General features: G+C 65.4%; 13 protein-coding genes. 8 read left to right on the forward strand and 5 right to left on the reverse strand.

Going from position 1 to position 21,005, the window contains the following annotated elements; all coding sequences use genetic code 11:
- Positions 1-859: 859 nt before the first annotated feature.
- The gene (locus ACQP1G_RS29650) at positions 860-991 is read right to left on the reverse strand and encodes a hypothetical protein (protein ID WP_433192847.1); all 132 of its coding nucleotides are present in this window, start codon (positions 989-991) and stop codon (positions 860-862) included.
- Between the two features lie 310 nt (positions 992-1,301).
- Between ACQP1G_RS29650 and ACQP1G_RS29655 the strand changes: the two genes are divergently transcribed.
- Positions 1,302-2,774: a catalase gene (locus tag ACQP1G_RS29655; protein WP_433192849.1), complete on the forward strand. Its 1,473-nt coding sequence runs from the start codon at positions 1,302-1,304 to the stop codon at positions 2,772-2,774.
- 76 nt (positions 2,775-2,850) lie between these two features.
- Here ACQP1G_RS29655 and ACQP1G_RS29660 read toward each other — a convergent pair whose 3' ends face one another.
- Positions 2,851-3,546, reverse strand: coding sequence for a cupin domain-containing protein (locus ACQP1G_RS29660; RefSeq protein WP_433192851.1), 696 nt, complete (start codon positions 3,544-3,546; stop codon positions 2,851-2,853).
- Positions 3,547-3,900: 354 nt separating this feature from the next.
- Here ACQP1G_RS29660 and ACQP1G_RS29665 point away from each other — a divergent pair, with 354 nt between their 5' ends.
- The 3 genes from ACQP1G_RS29665 to ACQP1G_RS29675 all read left to right on the forward strand — a co-directional run bounded on the left by ACQP1G_RS29665 (position 3,901) and on the right by ACQP1G_RS29675 (position 9,313).
- Positions 3,901-4,575, forward strand: a complete 675-nt coding sequence (locus ACQP1G_RS29665) for a response regulator (protein ID WP_433208923.1) — start codon at positions 3,901-3,903, stop codon at positions 4,573-4,575.
- A 364-nt stretch (positions 4,576-4,939) separates the two neighbouring features.
- Entirely contained in the window at positions 4,940-8,452 is a 3,513-nt protein-coding gene (car, locus tag ACQP1G_RS29670; protein ID WP_433208926.1) for a carboxylic acid reductase, read from the forward strand.
- A gap of 348 nt (positions 8,453-8,800) precedes the next feature.
- On the forward strand, positions 8,801-9,313 hold the full coding sequence (locus tag ACQP1G_RS29675; RefSeq protein ID WP_433192852.1) for a Dps family protein: 513 nt from the start codon (positions 8,801-8,803) through the stop codon (positions 9,311-9,313).
- A 231-nt stretch (positions 9,314-9,544) separates the two neighbouring features.
- Here ACQP1G_RS29675 and ACQP1G_RS29680 read toward each other — a convergent pair whose 3' ends face one another.
- On the reverse strand, positions 9,545-10,183 hold the full coding sequence (locus ACQP1G_RS29680; RefSeq protein WP_433192854.1) for an HD domain-containing protein: 639 nt from the start codon (positions 10,181-10,183) through the stop codon (positions 9,545-9,547).
- Positions 10,184-10,261: 78 nt separating this feature from the next.
- Entirely contained in the window at positions 10,262-10,825 is a 564-nt protein-coding gene (locus ACQP1G_RS29685; protein WP_433192855.1) for a response regulator, read from the reverse strand.
- Positions 10,826-10,845: 20 nt separating this feature from the next.
- Between ACQP1G_RS29685 and ACQP1G_RS29690 the strand changes: the two genes are divergently transcribed.
- The 4 genes from ACQP1G_RS29690 (at position 10,846) to ACQP1G_RS29705 (ending at position 14,964) form a co-directional block, all read left to right on the forward strand.
- The gene (locus ACQP1G_RS29690) at positions 10,846-11,067 is read left to right on the forward strand and encodes an aldo/keto reductase (protein ID WP_433192856.1); all 222 of its coding nucleotides are present in this window, start codon (positions 10,846-10,848) and stop codon (positions 11,065-11,067) included.
- Entirely contained in the window at positions 11,067-11,720 is a 654-nt protein-coding gene (locus tag ACQP1G_RS29695; RefSeq protein ID WP_433192857.1) for an NAD(P)-dependent oxidoreductase, read from the forward strand. The genes ACQP1G_RS29690 and ACQP1G_RS29695 overlap by 1 nt, the downstream gene beginning before the upstream one ends.
- Before the next feature lie 262 nt (positions 11,721-11,982).
- Positions 11,983-13,470, forward strand: coding sequence for a DUF4118 domain-containing protein (locus tag ACQP1G_RS29700; protein ID WP_433192858.1), 1,488 nt, complete (start codon positions 11,983-11,985; stop codon positions 13,468-13,470).
- Positions 13,471-14,049: 579 nt separating this feature from the next.
- Positions 14,050-14,964, forward strand: a complete 915-nt coding sequence (locus ACQP1G_RS29705; RefSeq protein WP_433192859.1) for an SDR family NAD(P)-dependent oxidoreductase — start codon at positions 14,050-14,052, stop codon at positions 14,962-14,964.
- Positions 14,965-15,148: 184 nt separating this feature from the next.
- Here ACQP1G_RS29705 and ACQP1G_RS29710 read toward each other — a convergent pair whose 3' ends face one another.
- Complete coding sequence (locus ACQP1G_RS29710) at positions 15,149-20,614, reverse strand: carboxyl transferase domain-containing protein (RefSeq protein WP_433192860.1); 5,466 nt, start codon at positions 20,612-20,614, stop codon at positions 15,149-15,151.
- Between the last annotated feature and the right edge of the window lie 391 nt (positions 20,615-21,005).

Here is a 21,005-nt window from a genome sequence, read left to right on the forward strand (position 1 = left end):
TAAGATTTGCTGAAGCCACAGAGATATGACTAAACGCTTGAGATTGGCCCCACTAGAGGACGCGATATTATGCGATTTAGGCATAACACGAGCCGTCAAGAGGGCCGCAGTGGAGGCGCTCCGAAACGCGGAGGAGATTGATTTCCAAGGCACGCTGAATCGCGGGTTAGATCAGCATATACCCAGCTCAACAGCAGAATTAATAGCAGTCGATCCCGATCTGGCGCGCGATTGATTTACCATCCGACCGGAAACCAACGATACCCGTGGCCGAACACCGCGATATACACTTGCGCAGCAAGCTATCGCATACAGCGCTCGTTGAGCACCACACGCAGATGATTTGATGAATAGTTGCTGAAGTCTCGATAACCTCCAGATCTTCGAGAGTAGATATTTGTCGTGAGCCGCCGGATAGATGCTCCTGCGCCCAACTCAGATAGACGGAAATGACACCTTCGTCAGTGCGGCCATTGCCGCCAAGTGTGGCCGACGAGATACAGCTGGGCGCGCCGCACTATTCCCCGCTCTGGGAATTTGCTATCACGAGACAATGGATCGACAATGAATGTACCGCTAACTGACGGCACGTTGGACTCCGATACGTTCGCGCTGACACCCCGGCCCAGCTGCGGGCGGGAAGTAAAGCCACCGGACGTCACTGGAGGACACCTCTTTTCGGCGGTCTTCGAGCGCTGCGCCCGAACGGATCCTCGGCATCCCGAACGCTATGGCAGCCACACACCGAGAACATCCGCCGCGCCGGACCGAAATATCCGCACGCGTCCACGGCAAGTTCCACACAGCGCCAGCTGATCCGATCGGCTGGCACCATCGCGGCACGTTCCAGCAGCCGCGGTCAGCCGACCAGCTCCAGACGGTCCAAACCCGTTGCCAGACCGGCGAAGTCCATCATCGCGGCGACGCCGACCGAACCTACCGTCGGAACATCACCCGATAGATAGTCGTATCCGGCACTGATGGCGCCCATCGAACGACCGGACCCACCTCGGTGACGCGCCGACTGAACGCCAACGAAGTGAACTCGGTACCGAGTGGACGACCGCCTGCTCGCATGCGCGGGCCGTGACGGCTATCGAGGAAGAGTACGATCTTTCCCGCAGGGTGGTGAGGGTGCGGTGGTGCGTATTCGGCGCTCGAGGCCCTGGCGGTAAGAGGTGATCGGGGGTCGCGCTGCGGCGCGTTGTTCGGCTGCATGTCGCGACGGTGGGTCGACGTATGGGCCATGGACCGCCGCGATCGCACTGTCCGGGATTTCTGAACAAGCGAGAGGTAGGGACATGACCACCTCACAGTCCAAATTGACTACCGATTCGGGCATTCCAGTCGAAAGCGATGAGTATTCGCTGACCATCGGTCCCGGCGGCCCGATTCTGCTGCAGGACGCCTATCTGATCGAACAAATGGCTCGATTCAACCGGGAACGCATCACCGAGCGTCAGCCGCATGCCAAGGGCAGCGGCGCATTCGGCCGGTTCGAGGTCACCCGTGATGTCAGCGCCTATACCAAGGCCGCAGTGTTTCAGCCGGGCACCTCGACCCGGCTGGTAGCCAGGTTCTCGGCCGTGGCCGGCGAACGCGGGTACCCCGACACCGTCCGGGACCTGCGGGGGTTCGCGCTGAAGTGCTACACCAGCGAAGGCAACTACGACATGGTCGGCAATGCCACGCCGATCTTCTTCGTCAAGGACCCGCTGCATTTCCAGCAGTTCATCCGTTCCCAGAAGCGCCGCGCCGACAACAACCTGCGCGACAACGACATGCAGTGGGACTTCTGGACACTGCTACCGGAATCCGCGCACCAGGTGATCTGGCTGATGGGCGACCGCGGCATCCCGCGGACGTGGCGGCATATGAACGGCTACAGCTCCCACGCGTACATGTGGATCAACGCCACGGGCGATCGGTTCTGGGTGAAATACCACTTCGAGACCGATCAGGGCATTCAGTTCTTCGCCCAGGCCGATGCCGACCTCCTCGCCGGGACCGACCCCGACTATCACACCCGTGATCTGTTCGAAGCGATCGAGCACGGCGAGCACCCGAGCTGGACGCTGTCTGTGCAGATCATGCCGTTCAACGACGCCACCGGCTATCGGTTCAACCCGTTCGACCTGACCAAGGTGTGGCCGCACGGCGACTACCCGCTCATCGAGGTCGGACGGTTGACCCTGGACCGCAACCCGGTCGACAACCACACTCAAATCGAGCAGCTCGCCTTCCAGCCCAACAATCTGGTCCCCGGTATCGGGCCGAGCCCGGACCGGATGCTGCTGGCGCGCCTGTTCTCCTACGCCGACGCGCACCGAGCCCGGCTCGGAGTCAATTACGAACAAATCCCGGTCAACGCGCCGGTCGTGCCGGTACATACCTATAGCAAGGACGGAGTGATGCGGATCCAGAACCACATCGACCCGGTCTACGCCCCCAACTCCAAGGGCGGCCCACGCGCCGACAGTGCGCACTACGAGCCGGCCAGCTGGTATGCCGACGGCGAGATCATGCGCACCGCCTACCTCCGGCACCGTGAAGACGACGATTGGGGCCAGGCGGGCACCTTAGTGCGTACGGTGATGGACAACGCCGCCCGCGATCGCCTTGTCGGCAACATCGTGAGCCACCTGCTGGCCGGTGTGACCGAGCCGGTCCTGAAACGCGCCTTCGAATACCTGCGCAACGTCGACACCGATCTGGGTGACCGGGTCGAACAGGGCGTCTACGCACACAAAGGTGTCCACGCCGGCAAGTCCTGATCATCGCGGCCCGATATCGAAATCCCCTGCGCACCTGGAGGTGTGGCACTGCATCGGCTGCCGGGACCGATCACCGTCAGTGCCGTTTGGTGACCACAACCGGTTCGACCTCGGTAGGTATGCCCGCCAGGGCGGACTCCGGGATGTTGAGCACGGTGGCCAGTACCGAGCGTGGGATGGAGTTGATCGCGGCGAGGATGCCGATGTCGTCGTTGGTCTCCGCGGCGCTGGTGTTGAAGACGATGAGGACCTCGAGGGGTGTGTCGGTACGGGCGTTTTCGAAGTAGTGGAAGAAGCCCTGTGGCGCGAACACGAGATCGCCCGGGTGTGCCTCGAAAGCCTCGGTGTGGTAGCTGCCGTCGGAGTGGGTACCGAGGATGGTCCATTTCGCGGTTCCGGAGATGTGGTAGTTCATCTCCCAGGCGCTCGGGTGCCAGTGCGGCTCGCGGATGCCGCCCGGCTCCAAACGCACGAAGTAGGCCGATCCGTTCTGCCCGGCCAGCACCGGGAAGCTGCCCTCATGGGCGCCCTGGAGCGTGCCGCCATCGTAGCGTTGCGGATCCGCGCGGGTGAGATGGAACAGGTGCGAGGAGTTCTGGAGGTTCTCGACGACCTCACCGGTGTTCGGCAGTTGACTCGCCACGGTATCGGCGCAGGCTGCAGCCGCCGTCAATCCCGCGCCCAGCGCGGCACCACCCAGCGCGGCGGCGCCGGTACCGAGCGCCGCGCGCCGGTTGACTCCCGTCGTTTCGGATTCGGCATCGCTTGACATGCGCCTCCGTTCGCAACGCAGACAGGGTGAACAGCTGGGCCACAGCGCTTGACAGCATATGACCCGCTACCTCAGAACGGCGGTAGGACGCCCCGCCGGTTCCAGCGCGGTGATCGCGCCGAGCCGGATTCGATCACTTGTCACCGCTGATCAATCCCACTGGAGATCCATGGCAAGCGCGGTGGATGCCGACGTTCACCCGCTGCTGCCACGTAGCGACGCTGTGTGCTGTCGGTATGCTGGAGAACAGTCAGCCCCGGGGTGTTGGGATGGGTATGTTGAAGTCCTGCCGGAGATTTCGGGTCGAGGATGGCTGAATCAGTGCATGTCCGCGACCGGGGCGAGACCCCGCTGATGGAGAGGAACAACCCGGTGCCGACGCGGTTACGGGTGATGCTGGCCGAAGACGACGTGCTACTGCGCGAAGGTGTAGCGAGCCTGCTCACACGCTCCGGATTCGACGTCGAAGGACAAGCCGGCGACGCATCCCAACTCCTGACACTGGTCCGGGACCGAGTGCCGGACCTGGTAGTAATCGACGTTCGGATGCCGCCGACACACACCACCGAGGGCCTCGATGCGGCGCGGGTAATCCGCGACGAGCTCCCCGAAATCGGCATCCTCGTGCTCTCGGCGTACACCGACGTCGAACATGCGATGGAGCTATTGGCCACCGGTCGTGGGATCGGCTACCTACTCAAGAGCCGGGTCACCGACGTGGAGGAGTTCATCGACACTCTCCGACGGATCGCCAAAGGGGCCTCGGTCGTCGACCCCGCCCTCGTTCGAGAGCTTGTGTCCGCTCAGCGACGCAATGATCCTCTTGCCGCGCTCAGCGCGCGGGAGCGCGAGGTACTCGCATTGATGGCGGAGGGGCGTTCCAACGCCGGCATCGCCCACCGGCTATGGGTCACCGAGGGTACCGTGGAGAAGCACGTTCGCAGCATTCTCACCAAGCTGAATCTGCCGGAGACCGCCGAGGACCATCGCCGAGTCCTCGCGGTCGTCACATTCCTCGAGGCTCGCTGACCTCCTGACATCGACCAGCGTGCCCCACGGCCGCCTCTCGTCCACCCGTTGTCTGGCGACGCAGATTCCAGCTGGCAGGAAGTGGTGATGGACGGCAGCGGTGGCGACAAACCCCTCGCTGAAGAGCCACAGTTCCAAGGACGACGTTTTCCGAGGTCTGGAGCGCCGCACGAAGATCACAGGACAACCGGCAGCTCGCGGAGGCGGCGGGCAGGAACCCGCTTCGCCACCATCCATCCCGCGGACGACGGGAGATCGCCGGCACGATGCCCGGCATTCCGGCCACCCTCGCCGCCGCGACCCCCGCCCGTCAGGAACTCGTTGAGGAGTCGGTATGAACAGCGAGACAGACAACCGAACCGCTATGGACACCCGCGAAATGCGCCTTGCCCGCCGCATCGCCGATTTGTCCGCAAACGATCCGGAGTTCGCCGCGGCCTGGCCCGATGAGGCGATCACCGCCGCGGTCGACCAGCCTGCGCGGGTACCGCAGATCGTGCGCACCGTCATGGAGGGATACGCCGACCGCCCCGCCCTGGGACAGCGAGCGGTGCGGTTCGTCACCGAGCAGGGCACCGGCCGGACGTCGCTTCGACTACTGCCCAGCTTCGAGACCATCAGCTACCGCGAATTGTGGGATCGCGTCCGCGCATTCGCCGGTGCCCTGGCCTACGATCCGGTTCGGCCGGGTGAGCGTGTGTGCATTCTGGGCTTCACCAGTGTCGACTACACGGTCATCGACATGGCGTTGATACAGCTCGGCGCGGTTTCGGTGCCACTGCAAACCAGCGCGCCGCTCGCCCAGCTACGCCCCATCGTCGTAGAGACCGGGCCGACCGTGATCGCTTCCAGCGTCGACCGCCTCGATAACGCGGTGGAATTGGTGCTCACCGGACACGCTCCTGTGCGACTGATTGTGTTCGATTTCCACTCCGAGGTGGACGATCAGCGCGAGGCGCTCGAATCCGCGAGGTCTCGGTTGGAAGATGCCGGCAGCCCGGTGGTTGTCGAAACCTTGCCCGACGTTCTGCAGCGCGCACCCGCACCGTCGGACGTCCAGCCGTTGTACTCCGACGAAGACGACCCGCTGACAGTGCTGATCTACACCTCGGGTAGCACCGGTACGCCGAAGGGTGCGATGTATCTGGAGCACCGGGTCGCCAGTACCTGGCGTGGGTCGGCCGCAGCGATCTGGGCGGACCAGACGAGCGCGCTGCCGTGGATCACGCTGAATTTCCTGCCGATGAGTCACGAGATGGGACGCAGCATCCTCTACGCGACACTCAGCAACGGCGGCACGGCGCATTTCGCGGCCACGAGCGATCTGTCCACGCTGATGGACGACCTCGCGCTGGTGCGGCCGACCCGGCTGACTTTCGTACCCCGTATCTGGGACATGCTGTTTCAGGAATTTCGGGCAGAGGTGGACCGGCGACACACCGAGGACTCCGATCATGCCGCCATCGACGCCGAAGTGATGGCCGACCTGCGGCAGAACCTGCTCGGCGGACGGTTCGCCTCGGCGGCGACGGGCTCGGCGCCGATCTCCGACGAGATGCGAACGTGGGTCGAGACCCTCCTCGATCTGCATCTGATGGATGGTTACGGCTCCACCGAGTGCGGCGTGGTGTTCGTCGACGGACTTGTGCGGCGCCCACAAGTGATCGACTACAAGCTGGTAGACGTCCCCTCTCTCGGCTACTTCCACACCGATCGGCCCCATCCGCGCGGCGAGCTGCTCGTCGTGACTCAGGACCTGTTCCCCGGCTACTACAAACGGCCCGAGATCTCCGCCGAGGTGTTCGACGACGACGGGTACTACCGCACCGGTGACATCGTGGCGGAAGTCGGCCCCGATCAACTCGTCTACCTGGACCGCCGCAACAACGTGCTCAAACTCGCGCAGGGCGAGTTCGTAGCGGTCTCGAAGCTGGAGGCCGTGTTCGCCGACAGCCCGCTGGTCCGCCAGATCTACGTTTACGGCAACAGCGCCCGCTCCTACCTGCTTGCGGTCGTCGTCCCCACACCGGCCGCGCTGTCGAGCCACGATGTGGCCGCGCTGAAGCCATTGATCAGCGAGTCTCTGCAGAACGTCGCACGGGCCGCCGAACTGCAGGCCTACGAGATCCCCCGCGACTTCATCGTCGAGACAACACCGTTCACGGTAGAGAATGGTCTGCTCACCGGCATCCGCAAGCTGGCGCGGCCGAAACTGAAGCAGCGCTACGGCGACCGCTTGGAGCAGCTCTACACCGAGCTGGCCGAGGGACAGGCCGACGAGCTGCGCACGCTGCGCCGAAGCGGCGAGGACCGGCCGGTGCTGGAGACGATCAGCCGGGCCGCGGGTGCGCTGCTCGGCGCGGGGTCCGGCGACCTGCGGCCGGATGCGCACTTCGCAGATCTAGGGGGAGATTCGTTGTCCGCGTTGTCATTCGCCAATCTGCTGCGCGAGATCTTCGGGATCGACGTGCCGGTGGGCATCATCGTCAGCCCCGCCACCGATCTGCAGGCACTCGCCGAATACATCGCCGCACGGCAACAGTCGGGCGTCGATCGCGCCACCTTCGACTCGGTGCACGGTCGTGACGCGACCGAGGTGCGCGCCGCTGACCTGACCTTGGACAAGTTCATCGATGCCGCAACGCTGGCCGCCGCACCCACGCTGGCCGAGCCGAGTGCGGCAGTCCGCACGGTGCTGTTGACGGGGGCGTCGGGTTTCCTCGGCCGTTTCCTGGCGCTCCAATGGCTCGAGCAGCTGTCGCTCGTCGGCGGGACGCTGATCTGCCTGGTCCGGGCCAAGGACGGCGCCGGGGCTCGGGAACGGCTGGACACGACCTTCGACAGCGGCGATCCGGAGCTGATGCGCCACTACCGCGCGCTGGCTTCCGAACATCTAGAGGTCCTCGCCGGTGATAAGGAACAACCTCGGCTCGGTCTGGATCAGCAGACCTGGCAACGTTTGGCCGACACCGTCGACCTCATCGTGGACTGCGCGGCACTCGTCAACCACGTGCTCCCCTACAGCCAGTTGTTCGGCCCCAACGTCGCTGGCACCGCAGAGTTGATCCGGATCGCGCTCACCACGAAGCCGAAGCCGTTCACCTACGTGTCGACCATCGGCGTGGCCGACCAGATCGAACCATCCGCGTTCACTGAGGACGCCGACATCCGGGTGATCAGCCCCACCCGCGAGATCGACGACAGCTACGCCAACGGCTACGGCAATAGCAAGTGGGCCGGCGAGGTACTGCTACGCGAGGCCAACGACCTGTGCGGACTACCGGTCGCGGTGTTCCGCTGCGACATGATTCTGGCCGACACCACCTACGCGGGCCAGCTCAACGTGCCGGACATGTTCACCCGGTTGATGCTGAGTCTCCTCGCCACCGGCATCGCCCCCGGCTCGTTCTACGAGCTCGATCGCGACGGCCACCGACAACGGGCACACTACGACGGGCTACCCGTCGGCTTCATTGCCGAAGCGATAACCACGCTCGGAGTGTGGCCGGTGGACGGATTCGCGACCTACCACGTGATGAACCCCTACGACGACGGTATCGGGCTCGACGAGTTCGTCGACTGGCTGATCGACGCCGGATACCCCATCGAGCGCATTCCCGAGTACAACACGTGGTTGCGGCGGTTGGAGACCGCGATGCGTGCCCTGCCCGATCGACAACGCAAATACTCGCTGCTTCCGCTGTTGCACAGCTATCGACGACCGCAGAAACCGACCCGCGGGTCCCTCGCAGCCACGGAGCGGTTCCACGCAGCAGTTCAGGAGGCGAAAATCGGCCCGGACAAAGACATCCCCCACATTTCGACGGCGATCATCCTGAAGTACGCGACCGACCTGCACCTGCTCGGTCTGCTGTGATCGCTGCCCCGGCCCGATCCACTCCCAACTGCGTCCCTCGATACCGCTGCCCCACCCCGGGTTACCCGTTGACCTGAGGCGCGGAATTGATGGTAGCCGTAATGACGCCGCCGCAGATCCGCGCAAGTATATGTATACAGCCGCAAAGAACAGAAAGAATCCAAGGGATTCCGCCGCGCGGATGCAAATAGCGTGCCGGTACGTGAATCACAACGAACGACCGCACGGAATCCCGGAATTCGCATTTCACCCCGAGGGCATGCCCGATCCGACAAACCATGATCTGAAATCGTTCCGATGAACCAGCGGTTGTTTTTCCAAGGAACGCACCTCAGAAAGGAAGCAGCAATGACTACAGCGCGTCGGAACCATCAACGCGTCAACCGTCGTCTCGCCGACGATATCCGGAATTTCACGGCCTCCGCAGAGTTGACGGCCAATCTTCAGTGCGTACTGGTCGATCTCATCGAATTGCACCTGCAAGGCAAACAGGCCCACTGGAACGTCGTCGGAACCAACTTCCGCGACCTGCACCTGCAGCTCGACGAACTCGTTGACGCTGCCCGCGAAGCCAGCGACACCATCGCCGAGCGCATGCGGGCCCTCGACGCCGTACCGGATGGACGATCCGACACCGTCGCAGCCACGACCAGCGTGCCGCCTTTTCCGGCCGATGAATTGGATACGGGCCATGTCGTCGAGTTGATCACGACACGCACCTACGCGGCGACCGACACCCTCCGCAGCGTGCACGACGCAGTCGACGCCGAGGACCCGAGCACCAGCGATCTGCTGCACGAGATCATCGACTCGCTGGAGAAACTCGCCTGGATGATCAAGTCGGAGAACCGCAAGATCTAGTCACCAGAACTCGACCCGCCGCCGGCGCGCCATTCGCCCGGCGGCGGGTTCACGGATGCGAACCGAATGCCGGCCCGCTGCTTGTTCGACCGGTACGCCGCGGGACAGCGCTGACCTGAAATTCGCGGTGGACTTTCTATCACGACGCACCTGAACGGAATTCGCGCGCCGATCACTCGGGCCGCCGTAGTGGTCGTTCCTTCGGAGCGTTTACCTCGTTCGGATGGTGGGTTATTCGGGCCAGGGATTGGTTTCGATCACTTCGACGAAGTCGCTTCGGGTGAAGCCGGGTAGAAAATGGGCCAAGACGTCGGCGTTGACGGTGCCGAATGTAGTCTCGGGGCGGTCGGCGAAACCGTGGGTGAACGCGGCGAGGATCTGTCGTTTGAAGTCGGGACGCGGATGAGCGGTGGTCACGGCACGGATGTCGGCGGGGTCCAGATCGTGGTAGCCGATACCGAGGACATCGGTTTCTACGCCGGCTGTCACCAGTGCGATCTCGGGGGCCATATGCTCGGGGATTCCCGGGGTGGTGTGCAACGCAATCGCGGTCCAGACCCGTTGTGCGGCTTCGTCATCGATGCCGTGGGCGGTCAGGAAGCGACGGGCTTCGTCGGCGCCGTCGACTTCGAAGCGCCGAGTAGTGCTGCGGTAGGTATCGGTGAGTCCCAGGTCATGGAACATGGCGCCGACGTAGAGCAGTTCGGGATCGGGTTTCAGCCCGCGCAATTGCCCCTGCAGCATCCCGAACAGGTAGACGCGGCGCGAATGATGGAACAGCAGTGGCGGGGAGCTGTCGCGGACCAGTTCAGTGGCTTCGGCAACCAGACGGCTGTCGGGCACGGCGATGCCTGCGATGAATTCGGCCATGAGGATTCTCCCTGTGACTGGGGCGCGGACGCCATGTTCGATGACTTCGATACCGTCGGGACCGGCGCACAATCGCTGTCACCTTCCTCGACTCGCGCGGACCTGCCCCGCCCCCGCGTCTCCGCCGTGGAGCAGGGCTCGGATGGCGCCGGAGGACAAGGCGGACTTGGACAGGAATCCCGCCGCCGGGCTCGCCGCGATCATGTCGGCGAAGTCCTGCTGCGCGTGGGTGGAGATCAGTATCACCGGTGCCGAGCGGAGCATTCGATGCAGCAGCTCGGCGAGATCGAAGCCGCTCTCCCCAGCGAGATCGATATCGACGAGAGTCACGTCGGGTCGCAATTCTTCGACGCGTCTCATTGCATCGGCAGTGGTGGACGACACGGCGACGACCATGACCCCCTGCTGCTCGAGGAGGTCGCGGGCCGCGGTAAGGAAAGCCTGGCTGTCGTCGACGATGAGACAGCGCAACGGCGTGACCGGCGACATCATGAGGTCAGTCTGCTCGAGCGGGGTGGCGACGCGCATTCCGGCTAGCGGGAAAAAGCTGCTCAGCAGTGTGATTGCGACGACCGGGACCGGCGCGATTCCGGCTGGCGGGAACGACTGATTGGCGCCAGCGGTGGCGACAAGGTATGCCATGCGGCGCAAAAGTAGCCGGTATGAAGACCACAACATCGGGAAGAAGCGGACTGCGTGTCTCCCGCATCGCGTTCGGTACATGGCAACTGGGCGGCGAATGGGGTCCGTTCGACGAAGACACCACGATCCGCCACGCCCGCGAGCAGGGCGTCAACTTTTTCGACACCGCACAGGCCTACGGTTTCGACAAGATCATGGATAGTGCTGTGCCAGTTGCCGGACCGTCCCCGGAGACGGTGTGATGACCTCTTCGATGTGCACCGTCGCGGTACTGGGCACCGGCACGATGGGCGCACCGATCGCGCGGAATCTGCTACGCGCCGGGTTCGACGTGCTGGTGTGGAACCGGACCCCGGTCAAGGCGGCGTTGATCGCCGCCGGAGCACTCCAGGTCTCCAGCATCGCAGCCGCCGCCTCCGCCGCCGATGTGTTGATCACCGTGCTCGCCGACGGCGCCGCCGTCGAACAGGCGATGACCCGGCCCGGCGGTGCGCTGTCCGCACTTGCTCCCGGAGCGATCTGGATCCAGATGAGCACTGTCGGGCTCGAATACTGCGCTCGTCTCGCCGCCCTCGCCATCCGGAACAACATCCTGTTCATCGATGCCCCGGTAATCGGCAGATCCGGACCCGCCGGAGCGGGAGAGCTGCTCATCCCCGCCGCTGGCGCCCCTCCGGTCCGGCCGCTGGTCGAGCCGATCTTCCGTGCCATCGGCCAACGAACACTCTGGCTCGAACGTATCGGCGACGCCAGCGGGCTCGGCATCGCGCTCCGCAGCCGGCTGAGTCTCATGATCGAGGGAATAGCCGAAACCCTCACTCTCAGTGCGGCCTTCGGCATCGACCCACAGCAGTTGCTGAATGCCGTCGCGGGCGGGCCGTTGGTGTCGGAGTAGGCGATGAGCAAAACGACCTCGCCTCGGCCGTGACCACCCTGCGACGGAGGCTTTGGACGCCGGACCGACTGGTAGCCGACCGGTTACGATCGGAATCGAGGTCTCCTCCACGCTCGTCGACCATCGATATGAGCTCTGAATCATGAGGCGGAAACGGTCTCAGGTGCGCGGCTGGCCGGCTATGACGCCAGGTCCCGAGAGCGCACGCCGCCACGTTGATCCGCAACCACCCTCGGTTCACGCACGGTTGCTCGCCTCTTCCATGCGACCGACACCTCCTTCCCTCCTCCTGGGGGTCGCCGTCGCCGCAAGTCTCATTGCCGCGGAGTCGTTTCTGATCCTGTGGCTGAAGCAGCTCGCCCCGGGCGAAGCCTTCGGTGTGGTCTACCTGCTGGGCGTCCTGGTGGTCTCGACCGTTTGGGGACTCGGACTGGCGGTGGCCACATCGGTGGCCAGCGCCGTCGCCTTTCATTACTTCCGCCACCAGCCCGCGGACCTCGTTCCGTCGGCGGCCCAGGACTTCGTGGCCATCGCGGTCTTCCTGGCCGTCGCCCTGCTGGCCAACACCCTGGCCAGTCTGACCAGAGCGCGCGCCGCCGAGGCCGAACAACGGCGCGGGGAAGCCGACCACGTGGCCGAGCAACAAGCCGCGCTGCGCCGGGTGGCCACCCTCGTCGCCCGTGGCGGCACGTCCTCGGAGGTGTTCTCGGCAGTGGCCGACGAGTCGGCGCGCCGGATGGGGGTGCTCAACGCGACGCTGTTTCGCTACGAACCGGATGGTTCGGGCACGGTAGTCGCCGCCAGCGACGAGCCAGGACACACGAGGCTGCCGGTCGGCGAGCATCTCACCCTCGAAGGCGACAACATTGCCGCGATGGTGCTCCACACGGGCGCCACTGCCCGGATGGACAGCCACGACAACGCTGTCGGTTCCGCTGCCACGCGCATCCGTGAGTTGGGGCTACCCGCGGGAGTCGGCGCACCAGTCGTCGTCGACGGCCATCTGTGGGGTGCGATCATCGTCGGCTCGTCCCGCCGCGAGCCGTTCCCGCCCGACACAGAGGCGCGGCTCGCGGAGTTCGCGGACCTCGTCGCGACCGCGATCTCGAACGCCGACAGCCACGCCAAACTCACCGCATCGCGCGCCCGGATCGTCACCGCCGCCGACGAAGCACGACGCCGGATCGAACGCGATCTACACGACGGCGCACAGCAGCGGCTCGTCTCGCTCGGACTCACGCTCCGCATGACGGAAGCCTCGGTGCCATCCGAACAGCCCGACCTCAAGAAGCAGATCTCCGACATCGTGCAGGGATTGGCAGACATCTCAGCAGATCTCCGCGAGATCTCCCGCGGAATTCATCCGGCGATCCTGTCGAAAGGGGGACTCGGCCCGGCACTCAAAGCACTCGCCCGCCGCTCCACTGTCCCGATCGACCTCCACGTGGACCTGCCCGGTTCAGTGCCGGACTCCGTAGGAGTAGCCGCGTACTACGTTGTGGCAGAGGCGCTCACCAATACCGCCAAACACGCACACGCATCCGAGGTGCAAGTGCATGTCACCACCGACGGCGCAAGCCTCCAACTCATGATTCGAGACGACGGAGTCGGCGGCGCCGACGAAGCCGAAGGATCCGGACTCATCGGCCTGACCGACCGCGTCGAGGCTCTCGGCGGCCACCTACACATCATGAGCCCGACCGGAGACGGAACGACCTTGACCGCCACGATCCCGCTCGCCGCTGGATGATCGAGACCCGGATTCCCCACTCCCCCATCGCGTTAGGCGAAACCTGGGATGGGCACTCCACGATGCGCGCCTCCGACAAAAAGTCGACGAGCGTGCCTGCCCGTACCACCCTCTGATGCCGGCCACCTGCCATCGCCACCGCTCAAACGCACAATCGGGCGCCCATCGTTGAACGCACGCTCGAAACCGATCAGCCCGGATGCCCATCCACAAGACCAAGCCAGGCCAGCGTGCTCACGGCTCGGCTTCACAACGTGAGATCGCAGCGAGCGCGGCGGGAACTAGCCGATGTCGGGCACCCGTCTCGACTCCACGAGGCATCATTCCCTCGGAGAAGCCGCCACGGAATCACGGCGATGGTGTCGCGGCGCGGCGGTAGAGGTTGGCGACGGCGGCGCTGATGCCCGTATTCGCCGAGAAGCGGTGCGGTGTCGTCGGTCTTCAACAGGATCGGCACCGAGGGCGCGCCGAGCTGCGCCCCTTGCGCAACCGCGCCGCGAGCGCGACGGTGTGACTGTCAGTCTCACCCGCCGGGCTCGTCGGACGAACCGACGGACCGACCGATTCTTGGGAGGAAATATGGCGAACAGGTGGATGGAACAAGACATACCAGCTCAGAAGGGCCGACTGGCGATCGTCACCGGCGCCAACAGCGGACTCGGGTTCGAGACCGCCCGGGCCCTCGCGGCGCACGGTGCGTCGGTGGTGTTGGCGGTGCGGGATGTGGACAAAGGCAAAGATGCCGCGGGCCGTATCGCCGATGCTGTCCCCGGCGCGGACACCACCGTCCAACAGCTCGATCTGACCTCGCTGGAATCCGTACGCAATGCCGCCGAACAGCTCAGGTCCGCATACTCCACCATCGATCTGCTGATCAACAACGCCGGGGTGATGTACACGCCGAGGCAGACCACCAGCGACGGCTTCGAGCTGCAATTCGGCACGAACCATTTGGGACACTTCGCGCTCACCGGTCTGTTGCTCGACAGAATGTTGCCGGTACCGGGCTCGCGGGTGGTCACAGTCAGCAGCATGGGCCACCGTATCCGGGCGCGGATCGACTTCGACGATCTCCAGGGGGAGCGGTCCTACAACCGGGTGGCGGCGTACGGCCAGTCCAAGCTGGCGAATCTGATGTTCACCTACGAGCTGCAACGTCGCCTGTCCGGCACCGGCGACACGATCGCGGTCGCGGCGCACCCGGGTGCTGCCAACACCGACCTGATGCGCAATATGCCTGCTGCGTTGCGGGCGTTGGTGCCTGTTATCGCACCCATCGTTACCCAGAGCCCAGCGATGGGTGCCTTGCCGATACTCCGCGCGGCCACCGACCCCAATGTGCTCGGCGGCCAGTACTACGGGCCGGGCGGATTCATGGAGACCCGCGGCTACCCGAAAATCGTCGAATCGAGTCCGCAATCGCATGACACCACGATTCAGCAACGCTTGTGGACGACATCGGAGCAATTGACCGGAGTCACGTTCCCCGTCTGATCGCTGCTCCGCGGTGCGAACGTCGTCGACTGAGAAGCACCACGCAGTGGTCGCAGGCGGCAAGGCTGGCGCAGCGTGCGGCCATGCTGGCGCTGTCTCTGGGGATGACAGCGCCAGCATGCCCGGTGAAGTTCGACGGTCGGCCGGATCGGGCGTACCGCTCGCGACGACACCTTCGCGTGAATCAGCCAGGCAGACGGGCCTCGATTGCCTCGATGATGCGCGGGCGCAGTTCGCTGGCGCGGATGATGGCGTCGACCGAGCCGACCTCGACAGCGCGCTGAATATTGTGCACGCGGTCGAACTCTGCGGCGACATTGCCGAGTTTCTCCGCACGGACCGACGTCCGGATCTCGTCGAGTTCGGCGATCAGGGCCGCACGGTCGGTGCCGGACGCGTTCGCGGCGCGCGCCTCCAGCTCCCGCACTCTCGGATCGGTCGCGGTGCGTGTGTTGACCTCACCGGAGAACACCACTGCAGCCGCGGGGGCTCCGCCGAGTACCGAGGCGAACGAACCTTCCAGCGCCAGCACGGTCATATTCGGGTTCAGCGCCTTCGAGAACACCACGAACGCGCCGCCGTGATACCGCGAGATCACGCAGAACACAATGGGGCCTTGGAAGTTCACGATCGCGCGGCCGATCTCGGCGCCGTACTCGAGCTGCAGCTTGCGCATCGACTCGGGTGAGCCGTCGAAGCCCGACAGATTTGCCAGTACCACGAGCGGCCGATTGCCGCTGGCGGTGTTGATTGCCCGTGCGGCTTTCTTCGACGACCGCGGGAACAGTGTGCCCGCGGTGTAGGTGTCCGGGCCGTCGGTGGACGGGAAGCCGCGTCGGGGCACGCCCCGTGACTCGATGCCGAGCAGACACACCGGGATGCCGCCGAGATGCGCGTCCTGCACCACTGCCGTTTCGGCGTCGGCCATCCCGGCCCAGCGTTCCAGCACCGGGTGGTCCTGGTCGGACAGCGCCCGCATCACGGACCGGATGTCGAAGGGCTTCTTGCGGTCCGGGTTGGTGGTGGCGGAGAAGATTTCGCCGACGGTGGTGAAGTCGCTGTCCGCCACGACGTGCGGGAAGCTGGAGACGTCGCGATCGACGGGGTCGCCGGTCTGCGATCGTCGCGGTGCATGCTCCCCGGGGGCAATGTAGGTGTGGTCGTAGTGCGACATCACGATGTCCCGCGCGGCGGTCAGGTTCGGCGCCCAGTACTGCGCCTGTCCGTTGGGGCCCATCACCCGGTCGTAGCCGCCGATCCCGAAGTTGTCTTCGGCCGATACGCCACCGGAGAAGTCCAGTGACTGCTTGCCGGTGAGCACCATCGCGGAGTCCGGCGTCATGACCAGGATGCCCTTGGTGTGCATGAGCATGGTGGCCTCGGCGTTCCAGTACGGCTGAGCACCGACGTTGATGCCCGCGACCACGATGTTGATTTCGCCGCCGTCCTGGGTGAATTCGACGATCCGCTTGAGCGCCGCGGCCACCCAGTCCATGTTCTCCGTGCCGGACTTCATCGAGATCCGGGCGCCGGAGGACAGCGCGTACCACTCCAGCGGTACCTGCATCCGTTCGGCCAGATCCAGTGCGGCGATCACCCGGCGGCACTCCGGTTCCGACAGTGCGCCAAGCGATTTCGTCGGATCACCGAGCAGGACGACCCGGGTGACACCCTGCGGATGCCGCTCGGTCGGCGTGGTGATCACGCCCGCGACGATTGCCGCGGTGTTGTGGCCCTTGGGCCGGTCGACCGGCACCAGCGCGTGATCGGCGTCGAGGTCGTACTCGGCGAAATCACCGAGGCGACCGGTCAGCTCGTAGGGATACACGGTGTTGCGGCTGCTGGCCCGCAACACCTTCTGCCGGTACTCGTCGAGCGGCTCGACCGGCTCGTCGGTCCGCTGGCTGACCGACACCGTGGTACCGCCGGTCGCGTCGAAGGAGATACGCACGGCGACCTTGATCAACTCATCGGTCTTCGGGTCGCGCTGCCGCGCGATGATCAGGATTTCCTCCAGCCCGGCACCCGCGGTCGTCGGCACCACGCGCTCGACGATGGATTCGAACTCGGGCCGGGTGATGTCGATCGGCGGCCAGATGTACATCACGATGCGGTTGGTGTTGAAGCGTTTGGCCGACGGTCGCCGCGACTGCGCCCGGCGGATCGAGTCGAGGCAGGTGGCGATGGTGCTCTCGGCCGTCGGCAGCGCCAGCAGCCGCCCGTCGTGCTCGCGCAATGCGGCCAGGTCACGCACCTGCGCGAAGACGGCGAGCCGCTCGTCCGACGGATTGTCCTTGGCGACGCATTCGAACAGGTACACCTCGTCGTTGTCCGAGGACGGCAGCCGGGTGAGGTCGAACTTGCGCAGCCGCTTCATCTGCATCCGCTCCGCGATGTACGGGTGCAGGCCGCGGATCAGGCGCTCCTCGGCCATGCCGGTGGCAGAGGGACGGAAGGTGAAGTGATGGTGCATCACCGCGCCGCCGCTACCCGCGACAGTGACGGTGATCCGGTGCACCTGGTTCGGCAACGGTTGCGCGCTGAGCACCTCCTGCAAGGCCGCGGCCATCGCGTCGAAGTCCTCGGGCTGCTTCTCCCATCCGAGGTAGATGTCGGCCTCGATGGATACAGCGCCGCTCGCGAACTCGGTGAGCCCGCGCAGCGCAGTGTCGAGCGCATCGAAACTCACCGCGGCGGACACGAGGGTCAAGCCCCGACGCTCGGCGATCACGAATGTGCAGCCATCACCCGCGTGGTTGCGAACGCCGGTAAGCCCCTTGTTGCCGTAGTAACGCCTGGTCAACACCTCCAGCATGACCGTGTTGTCCCTGCTGCCGCGCACCAACCGCTGGCCGAGCAGCCGCACCAGCGGCTCGGTGCTGCGCACCATATCGGAGATGCGTTCGGCGCGATCGACGGTGTCCGACTGCGCATCCAGGTGACGCAGATGCCTGCGGACGTTGGTGTACACGCGGGCGCGGTTGCGCCGCAGCAACGGCTGGCCGTACCAGGCGAACACCAGACCGCGCGTGAGGTCCGCGACCACGGGGAAGCGAACCTGCGTCGCCGCCACCAGCCGCTCCAACGCCAGACCGACGGGCTCGCGCAGCGCCCGATCCGGCACCGGCTCCTGCAGCCACTCGCGCAGCAGCGTCGTGATGACCGTGACGGTGTCGGACGGACGCTGCTGGGCCAGGAAGATCCGGAAGACAGCGGCTTCGAGGTCGGGTGAGCGTTCCAGATCGGTGACCCCGTAGTGCCCGAGCGCCTTGGCGAGCTTGGCCCGGTACGACTCCGGCAGCCCGGCCCGCTCGACATCGAGGCTCTGCAAATACGTGTGGAAGTACTCACGGGCGCTGTGCACATGACCGTGGCCGCCGTCCTCGTCCCCCGACCGGTTGTGGCTCAGTTCGGCGAGGTCGGCGAACACCTGCACGAGGTCGAGTTCCTCGGCCAGGGGCCGGTGGTTGCCTTCGATGGCTGCCCCGCGCGCGGTGAGATAGTCCTCGACCACCCGGCGCTCGTCGTGCGGGTCGACATCGAAGCCCAGCAGCAGGCTGCGCAGGTCCTGCAGGCCGCGGGACAGCCGGTCGTGCGGCTGGACCGGTGTGGACGCACCGGGCAGGTCCAGCTCGACCGTCCCGACCGCCGCGGTCTCGACGACCTCGTCGTCCTCGGCGAGCGGCTCCAGCCGCAGCATCGGCGCACCCGTTTCCACCTGGGTACCGACGGAAACGGTGCATTCCTTCAACCGAGCCCTGAACGGTGCGCGCAGCACCGTTTCCATCTTCATGCTCTCCAGCACCAGTATCGGCGCGCCCGCCTCGACCTCGGCGCCGACCTCCAGCGGCGTGGCGACAACCAGCGCGGGCGCGGGCGCGCGGACGACACCGCCTTCGTCACGGCTGATCCGATGCGTCACGCCGTCGACATCGACGAGGTGGATCGGCCCGTGCGTGCCGGTGATCAAGCGGTACCGGGTGCCGTTGACCACGATCTGCCCGGTGTGGCGATCGAAGCGCTCGAGATCGACGTCGGCGGTGCGAATATCGCCACTTGCCTCGATACCGATACGGAACCGATGTGCGCCGATGCGTGCGACGCGTACGCGATAGCCGACGCCGCGCAACTTGAGGTCGAGCGGCCGACCGCTCTCGTGCTGCACCTGCGGACGTCCGCCGGATGCCGTGGACAGCAGCCTGTGCCGCTCGACTCGCTCTTCCTCTTCATAGGCATCGATGGCGGCGGCAGCCAGCGCGATGGCGGAGTGGCGGTGCGATACCAGACGGCCCTCACCGCGAACGCGGTCGATCCAGCCGGTGTCCGCACTGGCGTCGATCACCTCGGGCTGGTCGAGCAGGTCGAGTACGAAGCTCTTGTTCGTCGCGCCGCCCTCGATGACCACCCTGGTCTGCGCCACTGCCCGGCGCAGCCGGCCCAGCGCCTCGTCACGGTTACTGCCGTAGGCGATGATCTTGGCGATCATCGAGTCGAAGTCGGCCGGAATCGTATCGCCCTCGCTGACACCGGTATCGACGCGAATGCCCGGGCCGGCCGGCAGGTCCAGCCGCGCGATGCGACCAGGGGCGGGCGAGAAATCGCGGTCGGGGTCTTCGGCGTTGAGCCGGGCCTCGATCGCGTGCCCACGCTCGGCCGGGGGCTCGCCCTCGAGTCGGCCGCCCGATGCCACCAGCAACTGCGCCCGAACCAGGTCGAAACCGGTCGTGTATTCGGTGATCGGATGCTCGACCTGCAGACGCGTATTGACCTCGAGGAATGCGAACAGCTTCTCACCGGGGTGATAGAGGAACTCGACGGTCGCGGCACCGCAATACCCGACCGCGATCGCCAGCCGCTCGGCCGACGCCTTGAGCTCGGCTACCTGCTCGGGGAGCAGCACGGGTGACGCCGACTCCTCGATGACCTTCTGGTTGCGCCGCTGCACCGAGCAGTCGCGGACACCGAGCGCCCACGCGGTCCCCTGGCCATCCGCGATCACCTGCACCTCGACGTGCCGGGCGCCGGTCACCAGCCGCTCCAGGAACACCACACCACTGCCGAACGCCCGCGCGGCCTCCTGACGGGTGCGCTCGTAGGCATCGACGAGTTCGGCCTCGTTCGTGATCACCCGGATGCCGCGGCCACCACCGCCCGCGGTCGCCTTCAGCATCAACGGGTAGCCGATCTCGGCCGCGGCGGCCGACGCGGCCTCCACGGACTCGACCGCACCGCGGCTCCAAGGCGCCACCGGCACGCCGACCTCCTCGGCGATCAGCTTCGCGCCGATCTTGTCACCGAGTTTGCGCATGGCCTCCGGGCTGGGGCCGATGAAGGTGACTCCGATCTGTTCGCACAGCTCCGCGAACGCCGGGTCTTCCGCGACGAAACCCCACCCCACCCAAGCGGAATCGGCTCCGGTCGCCACCAGCGCACGCTCGAGCGCCTTCAGATCCAAGTACGGGCGTGCAGATGCCGGACCGAGGTCATAGGCGATATCGGCCTCTCGCACGAACGTCGCGTTCCGATCGACATCGGTGTGCAGAGCAACGGTTTCGATCGGTAGCCCGGTCTCCGCGGCCAAATCTCGGACGGCGTTGATGAGGCGCATGGCGGCCTCACCCCGGTTCACGATGGCGATGCGGCTGAACACTCGCCCACTCCTTCCACTCCACAGCTCTGGCCCGGTCGGGCGAGGAGTTTGCGACTCCCGGCTCTGCGTAGTGTGCACCCTTACTCCCGGTATGTGCACAGCGAGCGGGTGTTACTCGCACGTATCTTGGACAATGCCTCATATGAGGCCATGATGGCGGTGGCGGAGTTCCTCGGCCAGCGGCCGGCTTCCAGTACCGTACCTGTGATCGGATCACAGTTGAGCAGGACGATAAACGTATTCGAACGAGAGCGGGGCGTCGATTCGCGACCAGCAACTACCAGATGCGTTTACCTGCAACGCTTCTCATGTATTTCGGGCCGTGCGACGAAGCCATATCCGATCGGCGGGGGCACCGAGTAGTTCTGAAACGCTCCGCCGCTTTCTGGGA

Origin of the sequence: Nocardia sp. CA-107356, assembly GCF_050946365.1 — a bacterium.
Classification (GTDB): domain Bacteria; phylum Actinomycetota; class Actinomycetes; order Mycobacteriales; family Mycobacteriaceae; genus Nocardia.

Coding starts and splice junctions, on each gene's coding strand:
- ACQP1G_RS29675 (WP_433192852.1), top strand. CDS start 8,801: ATGACTACAGCGCGTCGGAACCATCAACGCGTCAACCGTCGTCTCGCC.
- ACQP1G_RS29655 (WP_433192849.1), top strand. CDS start 1,302: ATGACCACCTCACAGTCCAAATTGACTACCGATTCGGGCATTCCAGTC.
- ACQP1G_RS29680 (WP_433192854.1), bottom strand. CDS start 10,183: ATGGCCGAATTCATCGCAGGCATCGCCGTGCCCGACAGCCGTCTGGTT.
- ACQP1G_RS29660 (WP_433192851.1), bottom strand. CDS start 3,546: ATGTCAAGCGATGCCGAATCCGAAACGACGGGAGTCAACCGGCGCGCG.
- car (WP_433208926.1), top strand. CDS start 4,940: ATGGACACCCGCGAAATGCGCCTTGCCCGCCGCATCGCCGATTTGTCC.
- ACQP1G_RS29690 (WP_433192856.1), top strand. CDS start 10,846: ATGAAGACCACAACATCGGGAAGAAGCGGACTGCGTGTCTCCCGCATC.
- ACQP1G_RS29700 (WP_433192858.1), top strand. CDS start 11,983: ATGCGACCGACACCTCCTTCCCTCCTCCTGGGGGTCGCCGTCGCCGCA.
- ACQP1G_RS29695 (WP_433192857.1), top strand. CDS start 11,067: ATGACCTCTTCGATGTGCACCGTCGCGGTACTGGGCACCGGCACGATG.
- ACQP1G_RS29705 (WP_433192859.1), top strand. CDS start 14,050: ATGGCGAACAGGTGGATGGAACAAGACATACCAGCTCAGAAGGGCCGA.
- ACQP1G_RS29665 (WP_433208923.1), top strand. CDS start 3,901: ATGGAGAGGAACAACCCGGTGCCGACGCGGTTACGGGTGATGCTGGCC.
- ACQP1G_RS29650 (WP_433192847.1), bottom strand. CDS start 991: ATGGGCGCCATCAGTGCCGGATACGACTATCTATCGGGTGATGTTCCG.
- ACQP1G_RS29685 (WP_433192855.1), bottom strand. CDS start 10,825: ATGGCATACCTTGTCGCCACCGCTGGCGCCAATCAGTCGTTCCCGCCA.